The organism is Bacillus gobiensis, assembly GCF_001278705.1.
Lineage (GTDB): Bacteria > Bacillota > Bacilli > Bacillales > Bacillaceae > Bacillus > Bacillus gobiensis.
This window is the reverse complement of the sequence record NZ_CP012600.1, coordinates 4,164,190-4,185,786: the sequence shown is the minus strand read 5'-3', so window position 1 is coordinate 4,185,786 and position 21,597 is coordinate 4,164,190. Positions and strand designations below refer to the sequence as shown.

Sequence of the window (21,597 nt, the reverse complement as noted above, 5' to 3'; positions counted from 1 at the left end):
GGTATCAAAAAGATGAAAAAAATCACTTTTATCGGGGCTGGAAGCACAATTTTTGCAAAAAATGTACTTGGTGACTGTTTGATGGTTGAAGCACTAAACGGATTTGAATTTGCCTTATTTGATATTGATGCCAAACGCTTAAATGAATCGAGACAAATGCTGACTCATTTAAAAGAAAAATATAATCCAACCATTTCGATCAAAGCTTACGATGATCGAAAAGAAGCTTTGCATCAGGCGAAATATGTAATCAATGCCATTCAAGTCGGAGGTTACAAGCCTAGTACAGTGATAGATTTTGAGATTCCCAAAAAATACGGGCTGCAGCAGACAATTGCGGATACCGTGGGAATCGGAGGAATATTTCGCTCCCTGCGGACGATACCTGTCTTATTCGATATCGCGAAAGATATGGAGGAGGTTTGTCCCGATGCATGGTTTTTCAACTATACCAATCCAATGGCAGCATTAACCGGAGCCATGCTTCGATACACTAACGTTAAGTCAGTCGGGCTTTGCCACAGCGTCCAGGTTTGCACGAAGGAATTATTTGAACTGCTGGACATGGATCGTGAAGGAATTGAGGAACGAATTGCCGGAATCAACCATATGGCTTGGCTTTTGGACATTAAAAAGGACGGCAAAGACTTATATCCGGAAATTAAGCAGCGTGCAAAAGAAAAGCAAAAAACACTACATCACGATATGGTCCGTTTCGAGCTTATGGATAAGTTCGGTTATTATGTCACCGAATCCTCAGAGCATAATGCCGAATACCACCCTTATTTTATCAAACGCAATTATCCTGATCTAATTGAGAAATTAAACATTCCTTTAGATGAATATCCGCGAAGATGCGAAAAACAAATTAACGATTGGGAGACGATGCGGGACGAAATTACGAATAACAGCAGTTTGACCCATGAACGGTCGAGGGAATACGGCTCAAGGATTATCGAAGCGATGGAGACCAATGTTCCCTTTAAATTCGGAGGAAACGTATTAAATACAGGATTGATCACGAACCTTCCGGATAAAGCGGTCGTGGAAGCCCCGTGCCTTGCAGACCGCAACCAAATCACGCCGTGCTATGTCGGCGAGCTCCCTGAACAGCTTGCCGCCCTGAATCGCACCCATATTAATACCCAACTACTAACGATTGAAGCTGCCGTTACGCTGAAGAAAGAGCACGTATACCAAGCGGCCATGCTCGATCCACATACAAGCGCCGAGCTTTCGCTTCAGGATATCGTCTCTATGTGCGACGATTTATTCGCAGCCCACGGTGACTGGCTGCCTGAGTATAAATAATGAAGACCATGCAAAAAGGAGCAAATTAATGCTCCTTTTTTATCTGCAGTATGGTTGATTTGATCCGATCATCTCGAGAATATATCCGCCGTAATTTCTTTCTATCCACCCATGTTTTGTCTTACAGCTCCAGCCTCTTTCTTCAATCTGGAAGCAGCAGCCGTACGCGAAGCAGTAAAAAGGATGAGTGCAACCCAAATCCATATGAAAGCAAGCAATTGTGTCTCGTCAAACGGTTCATGAAATAGAAAAACACCCAATACCAGCATCATAGTCGGTGCAATATACTGCAAAAACCCGATCAAGGAAAACGAAATTTTCTTTGCACCCAGGGCAAACAGCAATAACGGTACTGCTGTTACAATACCAGCACCTATTAAGACGAATAGTGTCCCAGTGTCATAAGCCATAAATCCACGGCTTGGAACGATAAACAAATAGAGAAGGGCAAACGGAGTAATTAATAATGTTTCAATCGTTAATCCCGACCACGCACCGATCGGAAGTACCTTCTTAATTAATCCGTAAAGGCTGAAAGTCAAAGCCATAGCCAATGACGACCAAGGTATAGCTCCATGATGAATCGAAAGAATAATGACACCGATTGTGGCTAAAACGACTGAAACTGTTTCTGCCTTAGTCAATCGCTCTTTAAGAAATATTGTTGCCAAAACAATGTTCATCAGCGGATTGATATAATATCCTAAACTCGCATCTATGACATGATCGCTATGAACAACGAAAATAAAAATAAACCAGTTTAACGTAATCAAAGCCGATGCCGCAGTTATTGCCAGGAATCTTTTTTTGTTCGAAAACACACTTTTTGATTCCTTATATGTACCCGACAGCTTGCCCAGACATAAAAGCAGGACAATCATAAAAACAAATGACCAAACAATACGGTTTGCCAAAACTTCCGCTGAATCGACACCGCCCGCCAGCTTCCAATAAATCGGCAATACTCCCCAAATCAAATAAGCCAGTGAGCCGGCGATGACCCCTGCAGTCTGTTCCTTTTGCTCAACCACTTCCAGCACCCCTACTGTTAAATTTTATACAATATCCTTTAATTTAGCACTCCGATTACATTTTGTCTATAAAGTGAAACTTACAATCACTGGGGGTTTTACTGCGCGTTTATGCGGGATAAATGGGATTCACTATTTCGATTGTCTCTGACGGATGGAAAGGACAGCTTTCACCGGCAAAAAGCCCAGTGCGGCTCCCGTTACATTCAAAATCAAGTCATCAACATCAAAGCTTCCCAAGGCGGTAGTGAATTGGATTATCTCATAGAACAAGCTTACGGCTAGGCCTGAAAGCAATATCGTCCTCCACTTATGGAACCTATTCGAAAGAAAAGGCAATAAGATACCAAGAGGACAGAAAGCGAGAATATTCCCCACAAGATTTTCAATTATGATATTTAAGTTGATATCTGCAAACAGGTAATTAGAAATTGTACGAAAAGGGATTAGATTTACTGTCCCTCTTGTATGAAAACTGAAAATGACTTTGGAAAAGTCTACCAGGTGTAAGGATTTAATTAATATTACCTTTGTAAGAACACATAAGTAAATTCCAAGTAAAATAAGAACAAGTAAGCGTGAAAATTTTTTCATATATTTTCCTTTCATTTTGTTACAACTTTACTAAAGTTTATTAGCAATTTAAAAAGCCCCGAATTCCTATTCGGAGCTAAAAAAACAATTCCCATTAACAAAATCAGCGGGAGATGAACCCCCACTGATTCACTTTATCTCGTTTGTCCGTTTCCAACCATTAAATACTTACTGGTTGTCAGCGCCGGTAATCCCATTGGACCACGGGCATGAAGCTTTTGCGTAGAAATGCCGATTTCTGCACCAAAGCCCAGCGCTCCTCCGTCAGTAAATCGGGTAGAAGCATTATGATAAAGAGCTGCTGCGTCTACAACGTTCATGAAGAAAAGAGCGGTTTGATCGTTTTCTGTTACGATCGCTTCCGAATGCTTTGTCCCATACTGATCAATGTGGGCAACAGCTTCTTCAAGGCTCTCCACTACTTTTACTGCAATATCGAGGCTTAAATATTCGTCTTTCCAATCTGTTTCTTCAGCAGGAATCGCCTCAGGAAACACGTTTACAGCTTTTTCGTCGCCATGTACCTGAATACCATGCTCTTTGAACGCCTTCGCCAATGCTTCATGGTTTACGTTCAGCCAGTCTTCATGTACGATCAATGTTTCCAACGCATTGCACACAGCAGGCCGGTCAGTTTTGGCATTCACCATGATATTGATAGCTTTTTCTGTGTCTGCTTCGCGATCAATATACAAATGACAGTTCCCAACTCCCGTCTCAAGTACGGGAACCGTAGCGTTCTCAACGACCGCCTGGATCAATGCCCCTCCGCCGCGAGGGATTAACACATCAATGTGCTGCTTCATCGTAAACAGCTCTTTTGTGGCGCTTCGGTCGGTGCTTTCAATAAATTGAACAGCATCTCGCGAGATTTTTGTATTCTCCAGCGCTTCGTGCATGACGGATACAATTGCTTTATTTGACGAAATTGCAGAAGACCCGCCTTTTAGCACGATGGCATTTCCTGATTTAAGGGCAAGGCCGGTTGCATCAACGGTAACATTTGGCCTTGCTTCGTATATCATTCCGATGACCCCGAGAGGGACACGGACATTTTTCACTTTCAACCCATTTTCAAGCGTCCATTCTGACAACGTTTCTCCGACGGGATCTTTTAATGCTGCAACCGTTCGCAGCCCTTCAGCAAAGTCAAAAACTCGCTCTTTCGTAAGGGATAAGCGATCAAGGTATGCCGCATCGTACCCTTTTTGTTTTCCTGCTTCTAAATCCTTCTCATTAGCAGCAAGAATTGTTTGAGTATTTTTTTCTAAATGATCAGCCAAAGTAAATAAGGCTTCATTTTTTTCTTGTTCGGACAGCAGGCTTAAAGATTTTGCTGCTTTTTTAGCTTGTATGGCTTGTTTTTCAACCAGACTTATCTCAACCAATTTACTCATCGTTATCCTCCTCCATGTTTGTTAACAAACGGGGATCTTTACGTCCAACTGACATACAAATGTCTCATTATCAATCGCCTCTTCACATGCTCCATCTTCTTCTGTTATCTGCTGAAATTCGTCAGATGCATAGTTCACGATGCCGAGGCCGATTTCCGTTTCTTCTGAGTCGATGATTCGGACGACTGAGCCTTTGTGAAATTCGCCTCTCACTTCTAAAACCTCTGAAGGATGAAGGCTGCTTCCGTTGTTTATTATATCTTCTTTCTTCTTATTCCCAATAACTAAATCACCTTCAGGTCCGGAATTAAAAGCAATCCACTGCATTTTTTGAGAAAGGCAATACGCGCTTGAATTCGGTTCAAAATAGGTTCCACTCGCACTCCCATTCACTACTTCTTGCAAAATGTTCGGACTGTCCGCTTGACCTAAAAACCCGTTGATTCCAGATGCCATAGTGATGTTAAAAGCATCCAGCTTCGATCTCATTCCGCCGGTGCCGACTGAGCTTCCAGCGTCTCCGGCCGCAGCTTCTATTTCCGGGGTAATTTCCGTCACTTTTTTAATTCGCTTAGCATCAGGATACTTCATTGGATTTGCGTCATAAAGACCATCAATATCAGATAGAATCACAAGAAGATCTGAGTTTATTAATCCTGCAACTTTTGCAGAAAGGGTATCGTTATCGCCAAATTTTAAGCGGTTAACGGTAACTGTATCATTTTCATTAATAATTGGTACAATTCCGCGATCCAGCAATACATTCAACGTGTTCCTGACGTTGTTATAGCGATTTTCATCAGAAAAATCATTTTTTGTTATCAAAATTTGGGACGCCACATAGCCATGAGATAAAAAGATCTCTGAGTAAGCCTCCATTAAAAGACCTTGGCCTATAGATGCTGCAGCTTGCTTTTCAGGCAGCGACTCAGGCCTTTTAATGAATCCAAGTTTTCGATATCCTGCCGCTACAGCTCCGGATGAGACTAGAATGACTTCGTGTCCGCTATCCTTAAGCCGTACCACTTGTTCGACCAATTTTTCAAGTTTTCTTCTGCTGATTTCTCCGTGTAAGCTGGTTAATGAACTGCTTCCTATTTTGACGACAACCCGTTTTTTATTTGTTTCGGGGGTCATTTTATCACTCCATTTGTTTTTTCTTATCGTATAAGATTTAATTGGTTCATTTCTTTGCTAATTTCTTCTGAACGCTTTGCGGCCTCTTTAATCGCCTGCTCGATTGCTTCGCCGCCTCCGAATTGCTCTAATGCATGCAATCCTGCTGCAGTCGTACCGTTCGGAGAAGTAACCTTTTCTCTTAGAACAGTTGGGGTTTCACCAGTTTCCAATAACATTTTTGCTGCTCCAAGCAAGGTTTGCGCGCCAATCGCACACGACATTTTTTTATCAAGGCCAGCTGCTTCTCCTGCTTTTTCTATATGCTCCATTAAATAGTAGAAATAAGCGGGTCCGCTGCCTGCAATCCCTGTGAAAACGTCCATTTTGTTTTCTTCAATTGCGTAAACTTCGCCCATGCATCCCAGGATTTCTTTTGCCATGAGTTCTTGCTCTTTAGAAACATGACGTCCGGACGACATCGCTGTCGCAGAAGCCCCGATTGTGCTTGAGGTATTGGGCATAACCCGTATCACAGGCTGTTGATCGTGTAATAAATCTTCAAGATAGGAAGTCGTAATGCCAGCTAGTACTGACAAGACCAATTGATGGGGTTTCACTTTATTTTTCAAGGCGGATAATGCAGCCTCAGCGTCTTTAGGTTTCATAGCTAAAATAAATGTATCGATTTGGTCAAAATCCAGCTCTTCATTTCCTTTACCTTGAATACCGTACGTTTGATGAAGCTCTTCTAAGCGGTTTTTGTTACTGCGGTTTGTTACATAAATTTGTGTTGCAGGGATTTGATCTGATTGGACAATGCCTGAGATCATTCCTTCTGCCATAGAACCTGCTCCGATAAATGCAATGTTCTTATTGTTAATAATAATTAACATCTCCCTGTTTTGTTCGTATGTTAATAACAACGATATTAATCGTAACATGGTTAGATTTTATGTCAAGTTTTAAGTATTTATTACCACGGGATCGCCATAGCAGAAGACGCACGGAGCTTGTTTCGGCGCCATTCTTTGTACTGGTGACTCAATTAGGCATCACTTAATGACTAATACCCATTTAACTGAATAGACAACATATTAATTTACTGTTATACCAATTAATTGCTCAAATTACACTGATCATTGCACAGCCGCATAATTGGCCCACATGAAAAAACAAGGCCACCCTGCTGAGCAGAATGGCCTATTTTTATTAATTTTTTAACGTTGCTGTTAGCGGCGGTACGATTTGTTTTTTGCGGGAAACGACTCCTTTTAAAAGGGCTGTACCATTTTCAAGCTTTACGTCAAAGGCTTCCTCTACTGCATTTGAAGCGTCACCTGAGACGAGGACAACAGAATCATTATTTAAAATATCTGTAATGACAAATAAGAATAAATTTAAATCTTTGTCGGCTATCGCTTTCGCAAATGCAGCTTCCAGTTCTTCCTGACGGGCAAGCACTTCATTCGTGTCTACTGTATTTACTTGAGCAACTTCCACTTTGTAGCTTCCCATTTGAAATTCTTTTGCATCAAGAGTAATCAGCTCTTGGATCGATTTGCCACTGAGATCGGCACCTGCTTTAAGCATTTCTAAACCATAGCTATCAGCATCGACTTCTGCAATTTCAGCTAATTCTTTTGCCGCGGCAACATCTTCTTCAGTACACGTTGGCGACTTGAATAAGAGTGAATCAGAAATAATTGCAGACAGCATTAAACCCGCAATATTTTTTGGCACTGAAATTCCGTTTTCCTTGTACAGCTTGTTTAAAATGGTTGCCGTACATCCAACAGGCTCAGCGCGGTAATACAACGGATCACTTGTTTCGAAATTTGAAATACGGTGATGGTCGATGACTTCAATGACGCGGACATTCTGAATATCAGCCGCACTTTGCTGGCGTTCGTTATGATCAACCAGGATGACTTGTTCAACTTCATCCGCCACTGTTTCTACGAGGCGGGGAACTTCCGCTTGAAATTGATCAAGTGCATATTGTGTTTCTTCATTGACCGTACCTAAACGGACGGGTTCAGCATCCATGCCTAATTTGTTTTTTAAATCTGCATACGCGATTGCAGAACAGATCGTGTCTGTGTCTGGATTTTTATGACCAAAGATAAGTGTTTTTCCCATAATACGACTCCTTTATTGATTATAATAGAATGAACCGTCTTCTAGGATTTATTCTACCAGATAACCTACAATCTTGACCATATGTCAAATCAACCCGATAAATCAGACTATTTGTCTATTTCCTTTGAGTATTGCCGTGTTTTTTAGGTAAAATTTCTTTGACAAGTGCAGCGGTTTCATTGTGATACAAGGAGCTATCGCTAATGAGCATGTTAACTACCGGAGAAAAAATTGATTTAGAACTATATAGTAAAGAGCTAGTCGAAATAAATTTGATAGTCAAATAACGGGTAAGAAAAAAATACAAAAGGAGAGCACATATCGTACATAACAATATGTGCTCTCCTTTATTAAAGACTTTATAATTAATTCGACTCTAGTTGAGAAGGATACAAGGTCATTCCGCCATCCACAAAGAGAGTTGCTCCTGTTACATAGCTTGCTTCTTCAGATACAAGCCATGCTGCGGCAGCTGCTACTTCTTCCGGTTTCCCGAACGTTTTCATTGGGATTTTTTTCAGCTGTGCCTCTTTCGCTTCACCTTCTAGATCGGGATTGCTTTCTGTCGCAATTGTACCCGGTGCAAGTGAATTGACACGAATTGATTTTTCCGCATAATCCAATGCCAGCGTTTCGGTCATCAGCTTCATTCCGCCCTTAGATGAAGAATAATGGACATTGCCTGGACGCGGAATTTGCTGGTGAACACTTGAAATATTCAAAACCGTTCCTTTGATATCATTTTCAAGCATATAACTGATTGCTTCTTTTGCTCCTAAAAAGGTTCCTGTCAGATTGACATCTATTACTTTTCTCCATTGTTCAAGCGTCATTTCATGCGGGAGAACCTCATCCCCGTTAAATCCAGAATTATTCACCATAACATCTATCGTTCCAAAATTTTCGACTGCTGCATTTATCAGCGCGGAGATGCCTTCTTCGGAAGAAACATCCGCTTTCACCGCAACTGCTTTGCCGCCGCTTTTTTCAATATTTTTTGCAGTTTCCTCCCCGCCTTCAGGATCACTGCGATAGTTGACCACTACGTTCATTTTTTCTTTGCCAAATCGTTCGGCAATCGCCTTTCCAATCCCTTTGGAAGAGCCTGTAACAATTGCTGTTTTTCCTGCTAAATCGGTATACATTTAACTTCCTCCATTTCTGAAATGCTATCAATAAATTTCCCCAATTCTTTTGATTTAAAACAAAGACACAAAAAAAGCAAAGCCATTATAGCTCTGCTTCCGATATAATTAACACGAACCTCTAATGATTAACTCAGGCGCAAATCGGTAAACACGAAACGGGTCATCTGTCTTTCCGTTAATCCTGTCCAACAAAATGTCTGCGGTTTTTTCTCCCATTTCTTTTACGGGCTGGTTAACGGTCGTAATCGAGGGATTATACAAATTGGAGTATGTTACTTCATCGATGCTCACCAATGCCAAATCGTTCGGCATAGACAAGCTGACCTTATTAATAAAAGAAAGTACTTCGCGCAACACCAGGTCATTTCCCGCAACGATCGCCGTCGGTTTATTTTCCTGCAGAAACCGTTGTTCCAAAACTCCTTGTATTTCTTCTCTCGGAACAGAAAACACATTGTTCTCTTGTACCTCCAATTGATAAAAAGACATTGCCTCCTTAAACCCTTCAATTCTTTCTCTCCTTGTTGACACCGGGATGTCTGTCGGCAGTGTCAAGAAAGCAATATTTTCATGGCCTTTGTTTTGCAGCTGAGAAACAGCCAGGCGACAAGCCGCTTTATTGTCCAAAAGGATACAATCTGTCGTCACACCATCCACGATCCGGTCAATAAAAACGAGTGGAATTCCGTATGAAATCACGTAATTGTAAACTTTAGGGTCATTCCCAACTGGAAAAATAATAATGCCATCCACTTGTTTTGAAATTAATAAGTCTATATAGTCGGATTCCTTTTCAGGGCTGTCATCTGAATTACAAATAAACACTTTAATTTCATGAGATTGGAGCCGTTCTTCTACAACACGAACAATTTCTGTTGAAAGGTGGTGAAGCAGATTCGCTAAAACGATCCCCACAACTTTCGTTTTCTTCACTTTTAAATTTCGTGCGTTGTCATTTGGGCGAAAATTCAGCTCTTCAATTACTTTTGCTATTTTATTTTTTGTTTCTGAACTCATATACTGATATCGTTTATTAAGATATTGGGAGACTGTACTTTTCGAAACACCAGCTTTATCAGCCACATCAGTAATCGTTATTTTCTTCTTATTTTCCATAATTTCTCCTGTATCCATAATAATTGTAAGAATAATACGAATATCATACCAAATTTCAGGAAAAATCTCTATTTAATAGTAAGTCGCCTTTTTTACAAAGCTAGTTCAGACCTCTTTATTCTGTGCCTTCTTATAATGAGCATTCTCTTCCTTAGATTTGCGCTTCAATCCTAAATTATTTGCCAGAAACATATCAACAATCCGCTTAGGAAGCAGCCGAGGGATGACCCAATTACTTATCGGACGCTGCACGGCCTTGTACCCGTATCGAACAGGAGGATTGGTCGCCGTCAAAGCCTTCCATACGATCTCTCCTAGTCGTTCAGCAGTGTATCCTTTCTTTCCATTTTCAATCATGTACTGGCGAAATGTCTCCATAGCTGAGGCATATTCGGTGTTTTGGTAAGAAGAGAAATCATCCTGTTCTGCCTTATCCCAGATCGCTGTCGCAACGGATCCAGGCCCTATCACAATGACATCAATTCCATGGATCATCAATTCTCGGCGAAGGGTCTCTGAAAAACCCTCGATTCCAAACTTCGATGCATGGTACGCTCCAAGAAATGGACCTGCTATCTTTCCGCCAATTGAACTGATATTAACAATCCGGCCTGGATCGCCCGATAGTTGATCGTCTGCTCCGAGCAGCTCGGCAAATGCCTGGGTTACGATTAACGGACCGATAAGGTTTACTTCTATTTGCCAGCGATAATCGCTAATCGGCTGATGGATCAGCGGAGCAGGAACAGCGATACCAGCATTGTTGACCAACCCAAACAAGGTTCTTCCTTGAAGACGATCCCGCACCACGGCGGCTCCCCGCTGAACGGCTTCCTCGTCAGTAACATCAAAGAAAAGCGGAGTAAATGCCTCTCCCCATTCGGCACTCAGCCGATCAGCGTCTTCACTCTTACGGACACTTCCAAAAACATGGAACCCTTTTTCAATCAAGATTTTGGCTGTTCCCCATCCGATACCTGAGGAAACACCGGTGACCACGACAGATTGCATGAAAAAACCTCCTAGAGTAGTTAGATTCAGTTTGAAGCGATGAATTTTAATTGCATTAAGTTATAAACTAAATATATTATATATTATTTTTATATGTATTGAAAATATTATGTTTTCCTCTTTCTCATTAAACTAATTTCTTGTGAGGAAAATCAGAGCGATTTCATTTCGAAATACAAATTATTTTTTTCTGTTCATAACGAAAGAAAATAATGGTAAATAATTACGAATTTTTAAAAAATACGATAGGTTTTCTAACAACATCAGATAAATCCAAATGATTCATTGCTATAATGATTCAAAATTCAGATAATAAAAGGAGAGAATATTTCATGAAAAAAACACATCCTGCACTTATTATTTTTCTGTTCTTTTTAGGCTGGGTCTTTATGTATGCTGATCGAAACATTCTTTCACCCGTAATGGGAAGCATTGGGGAAGAGTGGAATTTGGATAAGGCGCAATTAGGGTTGATGTCTACCGTCTTTTTTGCTGCTTATGCAGCGATGCAGATTCCCACTGGTTTTTTGGCTGATCGATTCGGCCGCGTAAAGATTTTGGTTGCCGGTTATCTTCTGTTTGGAGTTGCCACTTATTTAAGCGGAATCGCTGCAACTTTTGGAATGTTTTTGCTTATGCGCGCGTTAACCGGACTAGGAGAAGGGACGTATTACGGAACTCAATACGCCATTTCTTCCAATACGACCCCGAAAAAATATCGGGGACTTGTCTCTGCCATTATTAATAGCGGAATGGCTTTTGGTATCTCGCTCGGATTTATTATGGCAAGCCATTTCACTTATACGCTAAATCATGGATGGCAATTCTCGTTTTATATATTTGCGATTCCAACAGTCATTATCGCCATACTGATTGGAATTTTTGTACGTGATAACAACCATACCCCAAAAAACAATGAAGCGGAGCAGCCTCAAGAAAAACCAAATGTGAAGCTCCTATTTACCAAAAATCATATCTTTGTTTACATTATTATCTTTTGTTCCTTATACGGATTTTTCGGTATGCTGACCTGGCTACCGTATTATTTGCAAACCGTAAGAGAAATAGAAGGGTCACAAACAGGGATCATCGCTTCCCTAGTTCCGTGGGCCTCAATTCCAGGTGCCATTTTGTTTGGTTATTTATCAGATAAAATTAAAAGCAAAAAGCCTCTGATCGTATTTTTGGGCATAGCTGGAGCACTTTTTCAATTTGTCATTCCTTATACGCAAAACTACTCGTTAATGATCGTCGGATTGGTGATGTACGGATTGCTCGGAAAACTGGCGCTGGATCCAGTTTTAATCTCATATATGGCAGATATTACACCCGCTTCAATGTATTCAAGAGTTTACGGATTTTTCAATTTCAGCGGCATGCTCTCTTCGGTATTTGCCCCATATATTACTGGATACTTTGCCGATCTGACCGGAAGCCTTGAGTTTGGTTTTTATCTATCAGGTGGATTACTGATCATAGGCTCTGTATTGTTCCTGTTCACTGATAAACATGCAAATAATTCCAATGATTCTGTGAAAATTGATTATTTACCTAAGGAAGGAAAAACAGTATGAATCAATCGCTAGTCGGTTCAAAAACGATGGTTGTAAGTCCGCATTATCTGGCCTCTTCAGCCGGGAATACAATTTTGCTGCGGGGAGGAAATGCCTTTGATGCAGCGGTCGCTGTGAGTGCTTGCTTAGCAGTTGTTTATCCCCATATGACCGGGCTCGGAGGAGACTCATTTTGGCTAACGTACTGCTCGAAGGAGCAAAAAGCACGTGCATATAATGGAAGCGGACGAGCTGGATCAAAAGCTGACCGCGAGTTCTTCAGCGGACTCGACTCAATTCCTTACCGAGGAATCAAAAGTATTATCACTGTACCCGGAATGATAGACAGCTGGGACGCAATATTGAAAAAGTACGGGAGACTCACATTAGCTGAAGTACTTGCACCAGCTATCGAATACGCGGCTTCGGGCTTTCCGCTTTCTAACGACCAATATGAAAATACTGTCCAAAGAGCTGACGTGTTACGCCAAGATTCCGATACAGCATCTATTTTCCTGCCTGACAATCGGCTTCCAAATAAAAATGAACGATTTGTACAGCGAAATCTGGCAAATACCTTAAAACAGATTGCAGAAAAAGGCAGAGATGAATTTTATAAGGGCGAGCTTGCGAAACGGATCGTAACAAGCCTGCAAGAAAAAGGGGGGTTATTGACGTTCGAAGATTTTTCTGGGCACTCCGGAAATTGGACAGAACCAATATCCGCTTCCTACCGTGACTGCACGATGTTTCAAGTCCCCCCTAATTCTCAAGGGTTCGCTGGCTTGATGATCTTGAATATTCTTGAAAACTATGATCTCGCATCAATACCACACGGTTCTTACGAATATTATCATTTGCTGACAGAAGTGATAAAAGCAAGCTTCCAAGACCGGAATGCCGTATTAACGGATCCCGATTTTCATCCGATCCCGCTTGAAAAATTACTCAGCGCGTCCTATGCAAGTGAAATGGCACAGTCGATTGATTTCAGCAAAGCGAAAGATAGTTTTAGCGAACCGGTTGGAAATGACACGGCTTATGCAGCCGTAGTCGATGAGGAAGGCAATTGTGTTTCCTTTATCCAAAGCATTTACTTTGAATTTGGATCAGGCGTCGTTGCAGGGGATACTGGGATCATTATGCAAAACAGAGGCTCTTTCTTTTCTCTCGATCCTTCACACGTGAATCGTTTGGAACCGAATAAGCGCACCTTCCATACGCTGATGCCCGCGATGGCGTGTAAAAACGGAAAGCCGTATATTTTGTACGGCACGCAAGGCGGTGAAGGACAGCCGCAAACTCAAGCAGCCATAATTACAAGAATGCTTGACTATCACATGAATCCTCAGCAAGCCATCAATGAACCGAGATTTTTGTGGGGAAGAACATGGGGAGAAGCCACACAGGAATTAAAACTCGAAAGCAGGATCAGCCAGAACGTGTCTGATGAGTTGGAAAAAGCCGGCCATATCGTCAATCGAGTCGCTGAATTCGACGGAGTCATGGGCCATGCCCATGCCATTTTAATTGATGAACAAGGCTTTCTGCACGCCGGCGTTGATCCAAGAAGTGATGGAGAGGCTGTGGGGAGGTAGTTGTTTCTGCTATTACTTGAGACAAACGACGCTCTGATTGGGATGAAATCCTCCCAATCGGAGCTTTTTTGGTATTCTGTTGGTGTTTCACAAAGCTTTTTCTTACCTTGCTACGATTTATTCTACCCACCTTTGCTTTTTTCTGCCCGGTTTGCGATTAATTGTGACCACATTATAATTTATTGTTACCTGTTTGGATTTTTTTCGCTCTAATAAGTTTGACACGAAACCAAATGGTGTTATATAATCCGAAACAGAACCAAATGGTTTCATATTTTATATTAAAAGGAGAATCACTTTGGAAAATAATAATCAAACTCAGCTGGAGGACATTAAGCAGACCATTCTTATTGACGCGCCGATTCAAAAAGTGTGGAACACCGTTTCAACGTCAGAAGGTATCGAATCATGGTTCATGTCAAATGATTTTCAACCGGAAGAAGGACACGAGTTCCATTTACAAACACCTTTTGGACCATCTCCATGTAAAGTAGTAGAATTCGATCCTCCCCATCGACTCTCTTTTACGTGGGATGTCGACGGCTGGATTGTGTCATTTCTTTTAAAGGAGTTGGACGGCAAGACTGAGTTTACGCTTATCCATGGCGGATGGAAGCATCCTGATGACATTCTTCCGAAAGCAAATGAGAAAAGCTCAATTATTCGTGACAGAATGGATCACGGCTGGGTTAAAATTGTTGAAAGCCTTAGAAAGGTTACTGAAAATTAATGGCGGAATCAGCAAAAAAGCATGATGTTTTTCAAGCGATTGCTGATCCAACACGCAGAGAAGTGCTAAAACTGCTTTCTGAAAAAGAACTGCCAATTTCAGAAATAACGGAGCATTTTCCAATGACCCGTACAGCCATTGCCAAGCACCTTGTCATTCTTTCAGAAGCAAACCTGGTCAGCGGGAGGAAGGTCGGCAGAGAAAAACGCTACTGGCTGAATCCAGAGCCCCTAACAGAATTGAAAGAATGGCTTTCGTATTATGAACAATTTTGGGATAACAAACTATCCATTCTTAAGCACGTGGTTGAAAACCAAGAAAATACGGATGCAGCAGACTTAAAAACTGCACCTAAAAAAAACCCCTGATGAAGGGGTTTTTATGTATTACTGGCGTTTTTTCAATTGTAAATTGCCTTTATTAAATATGACAACAGCATTAAAAGCTTCATATAAAGCATAAATAGGATAGCAGAATGCTAGAAAAACAAATATCGTAGGTACTTTTTCTATGATAGGAAAGTAACCAGCCAGGAAACTCTGTACTGCAATACCCAGATAAACTAACAAAGGAATTGCGATTACTGCTATTAGAAGCAATAACGGAGTCATCTTCGTTTCTTTAAGCTTTGCGCGACAGTGAGGACATTTCATAGTAAATGGGGTAGAAAAGTCCTCGAAATGTTCAATAGTAAGTGCTTCTTCACAACTAGGGCAAGGTATAGAAGTTCTCATATGTGTTTCTCCTTTGAATAAAAATAAATCCGACTTTATTATAATAGGAACACTTAGGTAATGATACCTATTTTTTAGAAAACACGAACACTAAACTGCCGAACAGTTTGACTCTAACAATTGAAACAAATTAAGAGCTGAAGCATATAAAACGCTTCAGCTCTTTCATTTAAAAAGCATAAAAGACAATAATAAACCAAGAAACAGCGAAAAGAAGAATCACCCATTTTTCACCAGAATTCAAAGTAAAAAAAACATATGATATGGTCAACATCCCAAAAGAAAAAAATTTAACATACACCTTAATCGATTCAGGTGAAAAATCATACACAAAAAGAGATAGGATCACAAAAGCTCCAAAGATGTTTGCTATTCGTTTGAAATTATCCTTATTCATTATAAATCTCCTACTCTCTCCCGACTCAGAACCCTCGCTTTAAGTCTCGTACCTTCAAGGTCAAGTTGCTCTACTCTAATATATCCCAACACTTTTCTATCCTTATTTTGTAAAACCTGGGCACTACAATCAAGAAAGAAAATAGAACTTCCATACCAAAAAGGCGGCCAGCATCAGCTGACCACCTTTTTTATTAATATCCCGTTTCTTTATTCACCACATTTAACAGTGGCTTGCCTTCGGAATAACGCTTTAAGTTTTGCAAAAATAAGTCCATGACACGATCATGGTGTCTTGCGGAGTTGTAGGCATTATGTGGAGAAACGATCACATTTTCGAGCTCCCAAAACGGATGGTCCTTCGGCAATGGCTCAACTTCAAACACATCAAGCGCAGCTCCGGCTATTCGTCCGTCGCTCAAGAACTCTATTAAATCATTTTCCACCACTGTATTTCCACGGCCGATATTTATTAAGAAGCTATCCTTTTTCATTTTGCTTAACCGTTTTTTATTTAAAAAAGATTGTGTCTCTTTCGTGGACGGAAGAGCTAAGACGATAAAATCGGACTGTGACAGAACTTCATCCACTCGATCCATTCCCACTACTGAATCAGCCGGCTCATTTTCCCTTCTTTTGCCGGGATTTTTACGGCAGCCGATCACTCCCATGCCAAGCGCTTTACATCGTTTGGCGATTTCAAAGCCGATTTCGCCATACCCAATGATTCCTACTGTAGAATAGGAGAGATCAGTTAACGGAAGACTTGCCCATTCTTTATTCATTTGGTTTTTAATCATCGTGGGGATGCCTCTGGCAAATGAAGTAATAAGAGCGATCGTATGCTCCGCAATTGGAACAGACGTACATCCTTTTGAGTTGGTGATGATGAGATCGTTAGAAAGGATCTCTTCATGTAACATCGCATCCAATCCAACACTGACCGAATGAACCCATTTGACGTTTGGCGCTTTTTTTAGAATGTTCAGGTTATCGTGCAGCCCCAAAGTAAAGAGTACCTCACAGTCTGATACATCCATAGTCGACTCAGGTTCAGGTTCGCCCAACTTCCAGGGTTCAATGATCACTTCTGAACATACCTCTTTAAATTTTTTAACGTATTCTTCAGAGATATCCAGTCTGATATAAATGACTGGAGCTGTTTTTTTAGATTCAGTCATTGAAACACTCATTACAAAGCCTCCTCTAAAACCTCACGATTGTTTTTATAATCATTGTAGGATTCGGCAATCCGTTGAATTCCCCGTCTAATTTGTTCTTCATCACAGAAGGTGAAGCTAAGACGGATATGGTTTAACTCATCGTTCTGCAAGTAAAAATGCTTCCCGTCAAGATAACCCACCCCATTTTTAAGTGACTTCTCCATAAACTCACTCGTATCTACCTCAGCAGGGAATGTGAGCCAAAGGAAAAAGCCGCCCTCAGGCATTTGATAGGAAACTTCATTGCCGAAATATTCATGAATACTTCGAACCATCGCATCTTTTCTAGCGCGATAAATCGATGTTAAATATTGGACGTGCTGCTCAAAATCTATTTTTGCTAGAAATTGAGAAACTATCTCTTGAACAAACACACTCGTAGAGCCATCGGATTTCAGCATCCTCATTTTATTAATGACTTGTTCACCTGCAATGGCCCATCCCATACGTATACCAGGTGCAATGATTTTAGAAAATGTGCTTATATAAATGACTCGTTCGGGTCCGAAAGAGTAAATGGAAGGGACAAAACCTCCGCTAAAGCTCAATTCAACATACGCATCATCTTCTAGCACATAAAAATTATATTCATAGGCCAGCTCAGCTAACTTCTTTCTTCTTGCAAGAGACAAATTAACTCCTGTCGGGTTGTGGTAATTCGGCATCACATAAAACATTTTCGGCATCGGTTTGCCTTTAACCTTTGCTTCAATCAGTGCTTGTTCCACGAGATCGACTCGCAATCCATCCTCATCAATAGGAAAAGAGGTTAGCTCGACTTCAGCTAGGGAGAACTGGCGGATCGCTCCGAAAAAAGAAGGGGCTTCAATCCAGACATGATCTCCCGGATCAGCGAGTGTTCTAGTCGCTAAATCAATGGCTTGCATCGACCCAGAAGTGACTAAGATATTTTCATTCTCTGATTGAATCGAACGTAATTCAGAACGTTTTTTAATCCACTCATTTACCTTCTTAGGACCTGTCCCCCCAGTATATTGGAGTGATTCCAGACCCTGCGTTTGGAGAGCGGAAACTGCTGCTTCCGAAAGTAAAGGAATAAGAAAAGATTCCTTAGCGGGAAATCCGAATGAAAGAGGGACAAAGTCAGGATGCTCTTCTGCAAGAGCAGCAGATATTAAAGGCAATTCAGGAAAACGTTTAGAGAAGGAAAATTCCGTCAATTGATGCATTGATAAAACCCCCAATTTTAAGATTACATTTCACCTATCATTTCATTATAAATCATTTGATAATTCCTACACTCCATTTGTGAGGTTATATTACGGCAAAGGAACTTAATGCGATGTTAAAGATAATAGAAGATTGTTAAATTCAGACTGAATCCGGCGCGTACAGCTGCCTGGTACACCTTTCCCAATCATTGTTCCATCGATTTCTACAATCGAACACACTTCATATGGCAAGCTGAGCAAGATTTAAAGGCCCTGAAACGCAGGGCCCTTTTTAAATCCTGTAGAATTTTTTTGTATTCACTAATATTTTTAGATATGTGTCCTCTATTGAAGCTTTTTTTAAAGCCGCGATGGTTTCAATGGACTGGTGAATCATCAATGGACTCGTCATTATTCCTTTAAATGGTCCCTCAAATGGCCAAGGTCCATCTGTCTCGACCATTAATCGCTCCATAGGATACACCCTGACCAAATCTTGAATTTCTTTCTCATAAACGACGTCGGGAGTTACGGAAATAAAATAACCATTCTGTATCATTCGTTCAATCGTTTTCGGATCACCTTTAAACCAATGAAAATGTGCTTTTGATAAGGAATGTTTCTCCAGAAGGTCACACACAATAGGAGCATCCTCATAAACGGCATGCAGGACAATTGGTTTCTCCCATTTTTTTGCTAGAACGATAAAGGTCTCCAACAGTTCAATATACTTGTTTAATGAAAAGCTGCCATTTTTCTTTTGTTTTCTAAGGTAATAAGGCAGCCCCACTTCCCCGATAGCTGCCATGTCATAGCGGTTCTTTTCAATCCAGGCCACAAGTGTTTGCAGCTGGCTTTCAGATGGGAGAGGTTGTTCAGGATGAAAGCCAAACGCAGGCTTCACTTTCGAGTGCGCTTTCGATAGCGATAGGTTCTTTTTGCACGATTGGAGGTCAAAAGAGACTGAAACGATCGCTTCTAGCAAGGAAGCCTCTTGAAAAATAGCAGTCAGCTCTTCTTCTTTATATTGATCCAAGTGAATATGGGCATCTATGATTTTTTTCAAGATTTTCACTCCTAATCTATAACCAAAATTCTCGTTCCACATGCACGGATGAAATACCCTGCTTAATTGCACAAATGTCAGCCGGAATTGCACAATTTACTGAGTCAATTGCTCAGAAGAGGGACGGAATTTCACAAATCACCAAGATAATCGAACAAAAACGTGACAGAATTGCACAGTTCACCATGATAATTGTACAAAAGCCGTCGCCCAGATATTGATTTACTTCTTAATTATACATATAAAAAACCTTATCTCTGGCAAATAGAGATAAGGCAAAATATTTAAGATGAAAAAACCGTCAATTCCTTTGCTGTTGCAAAGACCTCTTCGCCTTCTTCAAGCTTTAACTCTGCGAATTCATCCTCGGATAATTCGACATGAATTTGTCTATTGGTATCTTTTCTCTGTAATTCTAATCGAACGATGGGGCCGAGCTTTTGAACATGCAGCACAACTGAGTGAATAGAATGCTCACCTGCCGGCTCTTTGCTGATGGAAAAACGATGTGGCCTCGCATAGGCTACTCCTGAACCAGGACTCTTATCAAGCTCTTTAGGGATTTCGATTTTGATTGTTCCATCAAGGAGATAGCCGTCAGAAATCTTTCCGCTAAATTGGTTTACATTTCCGAGAAAATCATAAACAAACGGCGTGGCTGGTCTGTCATATACTTCTTCAGGTGTGCCGATTTGTTCAATTTCCCCTTCATTCATAATGACCACTCGATCCGAAATATCCAATGCTTCCTCCTGATCATGAGTAACAAAAACACTGGTAATTTGAAACTCATCATGCACTTTCCTCAGCCAGCGCCGAAGCTCTTTTCTCACCTTCGCATCCAGCGCACCGAATGGTTCATCGAGAAGGAGCACTTTGGGATTAACAGCAAGCGCGCGGGCCAAAGCCACCCGCTGCCTTTGTCCTCCTGACAGCCGCGCAGGATAACGGTCTTTCCATTCGGTCAGCTTCACCACTTCGAGCAGCTCATTCACACGTTCTGCAATCTGTTTTTTGGTCGGCCTTTCCTTTCGCGGCCGCACCCGTAATCCGTATGCGATGTTATCAAATACAGTCATGTTTTGAAAAAGGGCATAGTGCTGAAAAACAAACCCTACATTACGTTCTTTCACATGCGTATTTGTCTGGTCAATTCCTTCAAAAAGAATTTTTCCTCTGTCTGCATGCTCCAGCCCGGCAATTATGCGAAGCAGCGTCGTCTTCCCCGATCCAGAAGGCCCCAGCAGAGAAATCAGCTCTCCTTTCTGAATGGTTAAGCTAAGGTCTTTTATGATAGTAGACGTACCATAGGACTTGTCAATCTGTTCAATGGTGATACCCATCATTACACTCCGTTCTTGGAAAACGATTTTTCGGCCGATTTTGCTTTTCGCTCTAACAATCCTTTGATAATTAGGGTCAAAACGGCAAAAATTGATAGTAGGGATGCTACTGCAAAGGCTGCAGAAAATTGATACTCGTTATAAAGGATTTCAATATGCAAAGGCATCGTATTCGTCAATCCGCGAATGTGCCCGGAAACGACAGAAACGGCGCCGAATTCACCAACAGACCTTGCCCCGCACAGGATAACCCCATATAGCAGCGGCCATTTAATATTAGGAAGAGTCACAAGCCAAAATGTCTTAAAGCCGCCCGCTCCGAGCGTAAGAGACGCTTCTTCCTCTGACGTTCCCTGGCTCTGCATAAACGGAATCAGCTCACGTGCAACAAACGGAAAGGTCACAAATAACGTAGCCAAAATAATGCCTGGTACTGAATAAATGATCTTTAAGCCATTCTCGATTAACCAAGGTCCAAAAACTCCGGTTGACCCGAACAAAAGAACAAAAATTAAACCGGCAATGACTGGAGAAACGGCAAATGGAATGTCCAAAATAGTTGTCAAAACCTGTTTCCCTTTAAACTCGTATTTCGTGACAAACCATGCAGCAGCTACGCCGAACAGGGCATTTAAAGGGACGGATATGATTAAGACAAGCAAAGTCAGCTTAATTGCCGCAATTGCATCCGGATTCGTAATCGCCTCCAGATAAGTGCCAAATCCTCTTTCAAAGGCTTTAATGAATACTAAAAAAAGAGGGAGCAGCAAAAACAAAGCGACAAACAAGTAACAAAGAGAGATCAAACTAACCTTGACCCATCTTGATTCGGATGATGGTTCATGACGTCGGATAGATTTATGTGCTTTCACTGATTCTTGTTGTTTCTTTTGTGCGATCGTGTTCATTTCTTCTG

At 41.2% G+C, this 21,597-nt stretch carries 20 protein-coding genes; 5 read left to right on the top strand and 15 right to left on the bottom strand.

All coding sequences use genetic code 11. The features are described 5' to 3' along the window. Positions 1-12 precede the first annotated feature (12 nt). Entirely contained in the window at positions 13-1,311 is a 1,299-nt protein-coding gene (gene melA, locus AM592_RS20975; protein ID WP_053605574.1) for an alpha-galactosidase MelA, read from the top strand. 101 nt (positions 1,312-1,412) lie between these two features. On the opposite strand, the gene rarD is transcribed toward melA, so the two are convergent. From rarD to AM592_RS20930, 9 genes are all read right to left on the bottom strand, one after another. Further along, complete coding sequence (gene rarD, locus AM592_RS20970) at positions 1,413-2,342, bottom strand: EamA family transporter RarD (RefSeq protein WP_053605573.1); 930 nt, start codon at positions 2,340-2,342, stop codon at positions 1,413-1,415. Positions 2,343-2,474: 132 nt separating this feature from the next. Then, entirely contained in the window at positions 2,475-2,936 is a 462-nt protein-coding gene (locus tag AM592_RS20965) for a VanZ family protein (RefSeq protein ID WP_158320332.1), read from the bottom strand. 134 nt (positions 2,937-3,070) lie between these two features. Further along, a complete protein-coding gene (locus AM592_RS20960) occupies positions 3,071-4,333 on the bottom strand; it encodes a glutamate-5-semialdehyde dehydrogenase (RefSeq protein ID WP_053605571.1) in 1,263 nt (420 codons plus the stop codon). A gap of 21 nt (positions 4,334-4,354) precedes the next feature. Further along, positions 4,355-5,470, bottom strand: a complete 1,116-nt coding sequence (proB, locus tag AM592_RS20955; RefSeq protein WP_053605570.1) for a glutamate 5-kinase — start codon at positions 5,468-5,470, stop codon at positions 4,355-4,357. Positions 5,471-5,493: 23 nt separating this feature from the next. After that, positions 5,494-6,345, bottom strand: a complete 852-nt coding sequence (gene proC / locus AM592_RS20950; RefSeq protein ID WP_082364272.1) for a pyrroline-5-carboxylate reductase — start codon at positions 6,343-6,345, stop codon at positions 5,494-5,496. Positions 6,346-6,661: 316 nt separating this feature from the next. Next, positions 6,662-7,591 (bottom strand): manganese-dependent inorganic pyrophosphatase, encoded by a 930-nt coding sequence (locus AM592_RS20945; RefSeq protein ID WP_053605568.1) that lies wholly within the window; start codon positions 7,589-7,591, stop codon positions 6,662-6,664. Positions 7,592-7,956: 365 nt separating this feature from the next. Continuing rightward, positions 7,957-8,736 (bottom strand): glucose 1-dehydrogenase, encoded by a 780-nt coding sequence (locus AM592_RS20940; protein ID WP_053605567.1) that lies wholly within the window; start codon positions 8,734-8,736, stop codon positions 7,957-7,959. 108 nt (positions 8,737-8,844) lie between these two features. Next, positions 8,845-9,855 (bottom strand): LacI family DNA-binding transcriptional regulator, encoded by a 1,011-nt coding sequence (locus AM592_RS20935; RefSeq protein ID WP_053605566.1) that lies wholly within the window; start codon positions 9,853-9,855, stop codon positions 8,845-8,847. Between the two features lie 105 nt (positions 9,856-9,960). Continuing rightward, the gene (locus AM592_RS20930) at positions 9,961-10,866 is read right to left on the bottom strand and encodes an SDR family NAD(P)-dependent oxidoreductase (RefSeq protein WP_053605565.1); all 906 of its coding nucleotides are present in this window, start codon (positions 10,864-10,866) and stop codon (positions 9,961-9,963) included. Positions 10,867-11,198: 332 nt separating this feature from the next. On the opposite strand from AM592_RS20930, the gene AM592_RS20925 reads away from it, so the two are divergent. The 4 genes from AM592_RS20925 to AM592_RS20905 all read left to right on the top strand — a co-directional run bounded on the left by AM592_RS20925 (position 11,199) and on the right by AM592_RS20905 (position 15,115). Beyond that, positions 11,199-12,440, top strand: coding sequence for an MFS transporter (locus tag AM592_RS20925; RefSeq protein WP_053605564.1), 1,242 nt, complete (start codon positions 11,199-11,201; stop codon positions 12,438-12,440). Next, entirely contained in the window at positions 12,437-14,017 is a 1,581-nt protein-coding gene (gene ggt / locus AM592_RS20920) for a gamma-glutamyltransferase (RefSeq protein ID WP_053605563.1), read from the top strand. The genes AM592_RS20925 and ggt overlap by 4 nt, the downstream gene beginning before the upstream one ends. Positions 14,018-14,315: 298 nt before the next feature. Next, positions 14,316-14,747 (top strand): SRPBCC family protein, encoded by a 432-nt coding sequence (locus tag AM592_RS20910; RefSeq protein WP_082364268.1) that lies wholly within the window; start codon positions 14,316-14,318, stop codon positions 14,745-14,747. Continuing rightward, positions 14,747-15,115, top strand: a complete 369-nt coding sequence (locus AM592_RS20905) for an ArsR/SmtB family transcription factor (protein ID WP_053605561.1) — start codon at positions 14,747-14,749, stop codon at positions 15,113-15,115. The genes AM592_RS20910 and AM592_RS20905 overlap by 1 nt, the downstream gene beginning before the upstream one ends. 18 nt (positions 15,116-15,133) lie before the next feature. On the opposite strand, the gene AM592_RS20900 is transcribed toward AM592_RS20905, so the two are convergent. The 6 genes from AM592_RS20900 to cysW all read right to left on the bottom strand — a co-directional run bounded on the left by AM592_RS20900 (position 15,134) and on the right by cysW (position 21,589). After that, complete coding sequence (locus tag AM592_RS20900) at positions 15,134-15,481, bottom strand: hypothetical protein (RefSeq protein ID WP_053605560.1); 348 nt, start codon at positions 15,479-15,481, stop codon at positions 15,134-15,136. 590 nt (positions 15,482-16,071) lie between these two features. Continuing rightward, entirely contained in the window at positions 16,072-17,070 is a 999-nt protein-coding gene (locus tag AM592_RS20890) for a D-2-hydroxyacid dehydrogenase (RefSeq protein ID WP_053605558.1), read from the bottom strand. After that, the gene (locus AM592_RS20885; RefSeq protein ID WP_053605557.1) at positions 17,070-18,290 is read right to left on the bottom strand and encodes an aminotransferase-like domain-containing protein; all 1,221 of its coding nucleotides are present in this window, start codon (positions 18,288-18,290) and stop codon (positions 17,070-17,072) included. The genes AM592_RS20890 and AM592_RS20885 overlap by 1 nt, the downstream gene beginning before the upstream one ends. Positions 18,291-18,564: 274 nt before the next feature. Further along, entirely contained in the window at positions 18,565-19,338 is a 774-nt protein-coding gene (locus AM592_RS20880; RefSeq protein WP_053605556.1) for a TatD family hydrolase, read from the bottom strand. A 284-nt stretch (positions 19,339-19,622) separates the two neighbouring features. Continuing rightward, complete coding sequence (locus AM592_RS20875) at positions 19,623-20,681, bottom strand: sulfate/molybdate ABC transporter ATP-binding protein (protein ID WP_053605555.1); 1,059 nt, start codon at positions 20,679-20,681, stop codon at positions 19,623-19,625. A 2-nt stretch (positions 20,682-20,683) separates the two neighbouring features. Further along, a complete protein-coding gene (cysW, locus tag AM592_RS20870; RefSeq protein WP_053605554.1) occupies positions 20,684-21,589 on the bottom strand; it encodes a sulfate ABC transporter permease subunit CysW in 906 nt (301 codons plus the stop codon). Positions 21,590-21,597: the final 8 nt, after the last annotated feature.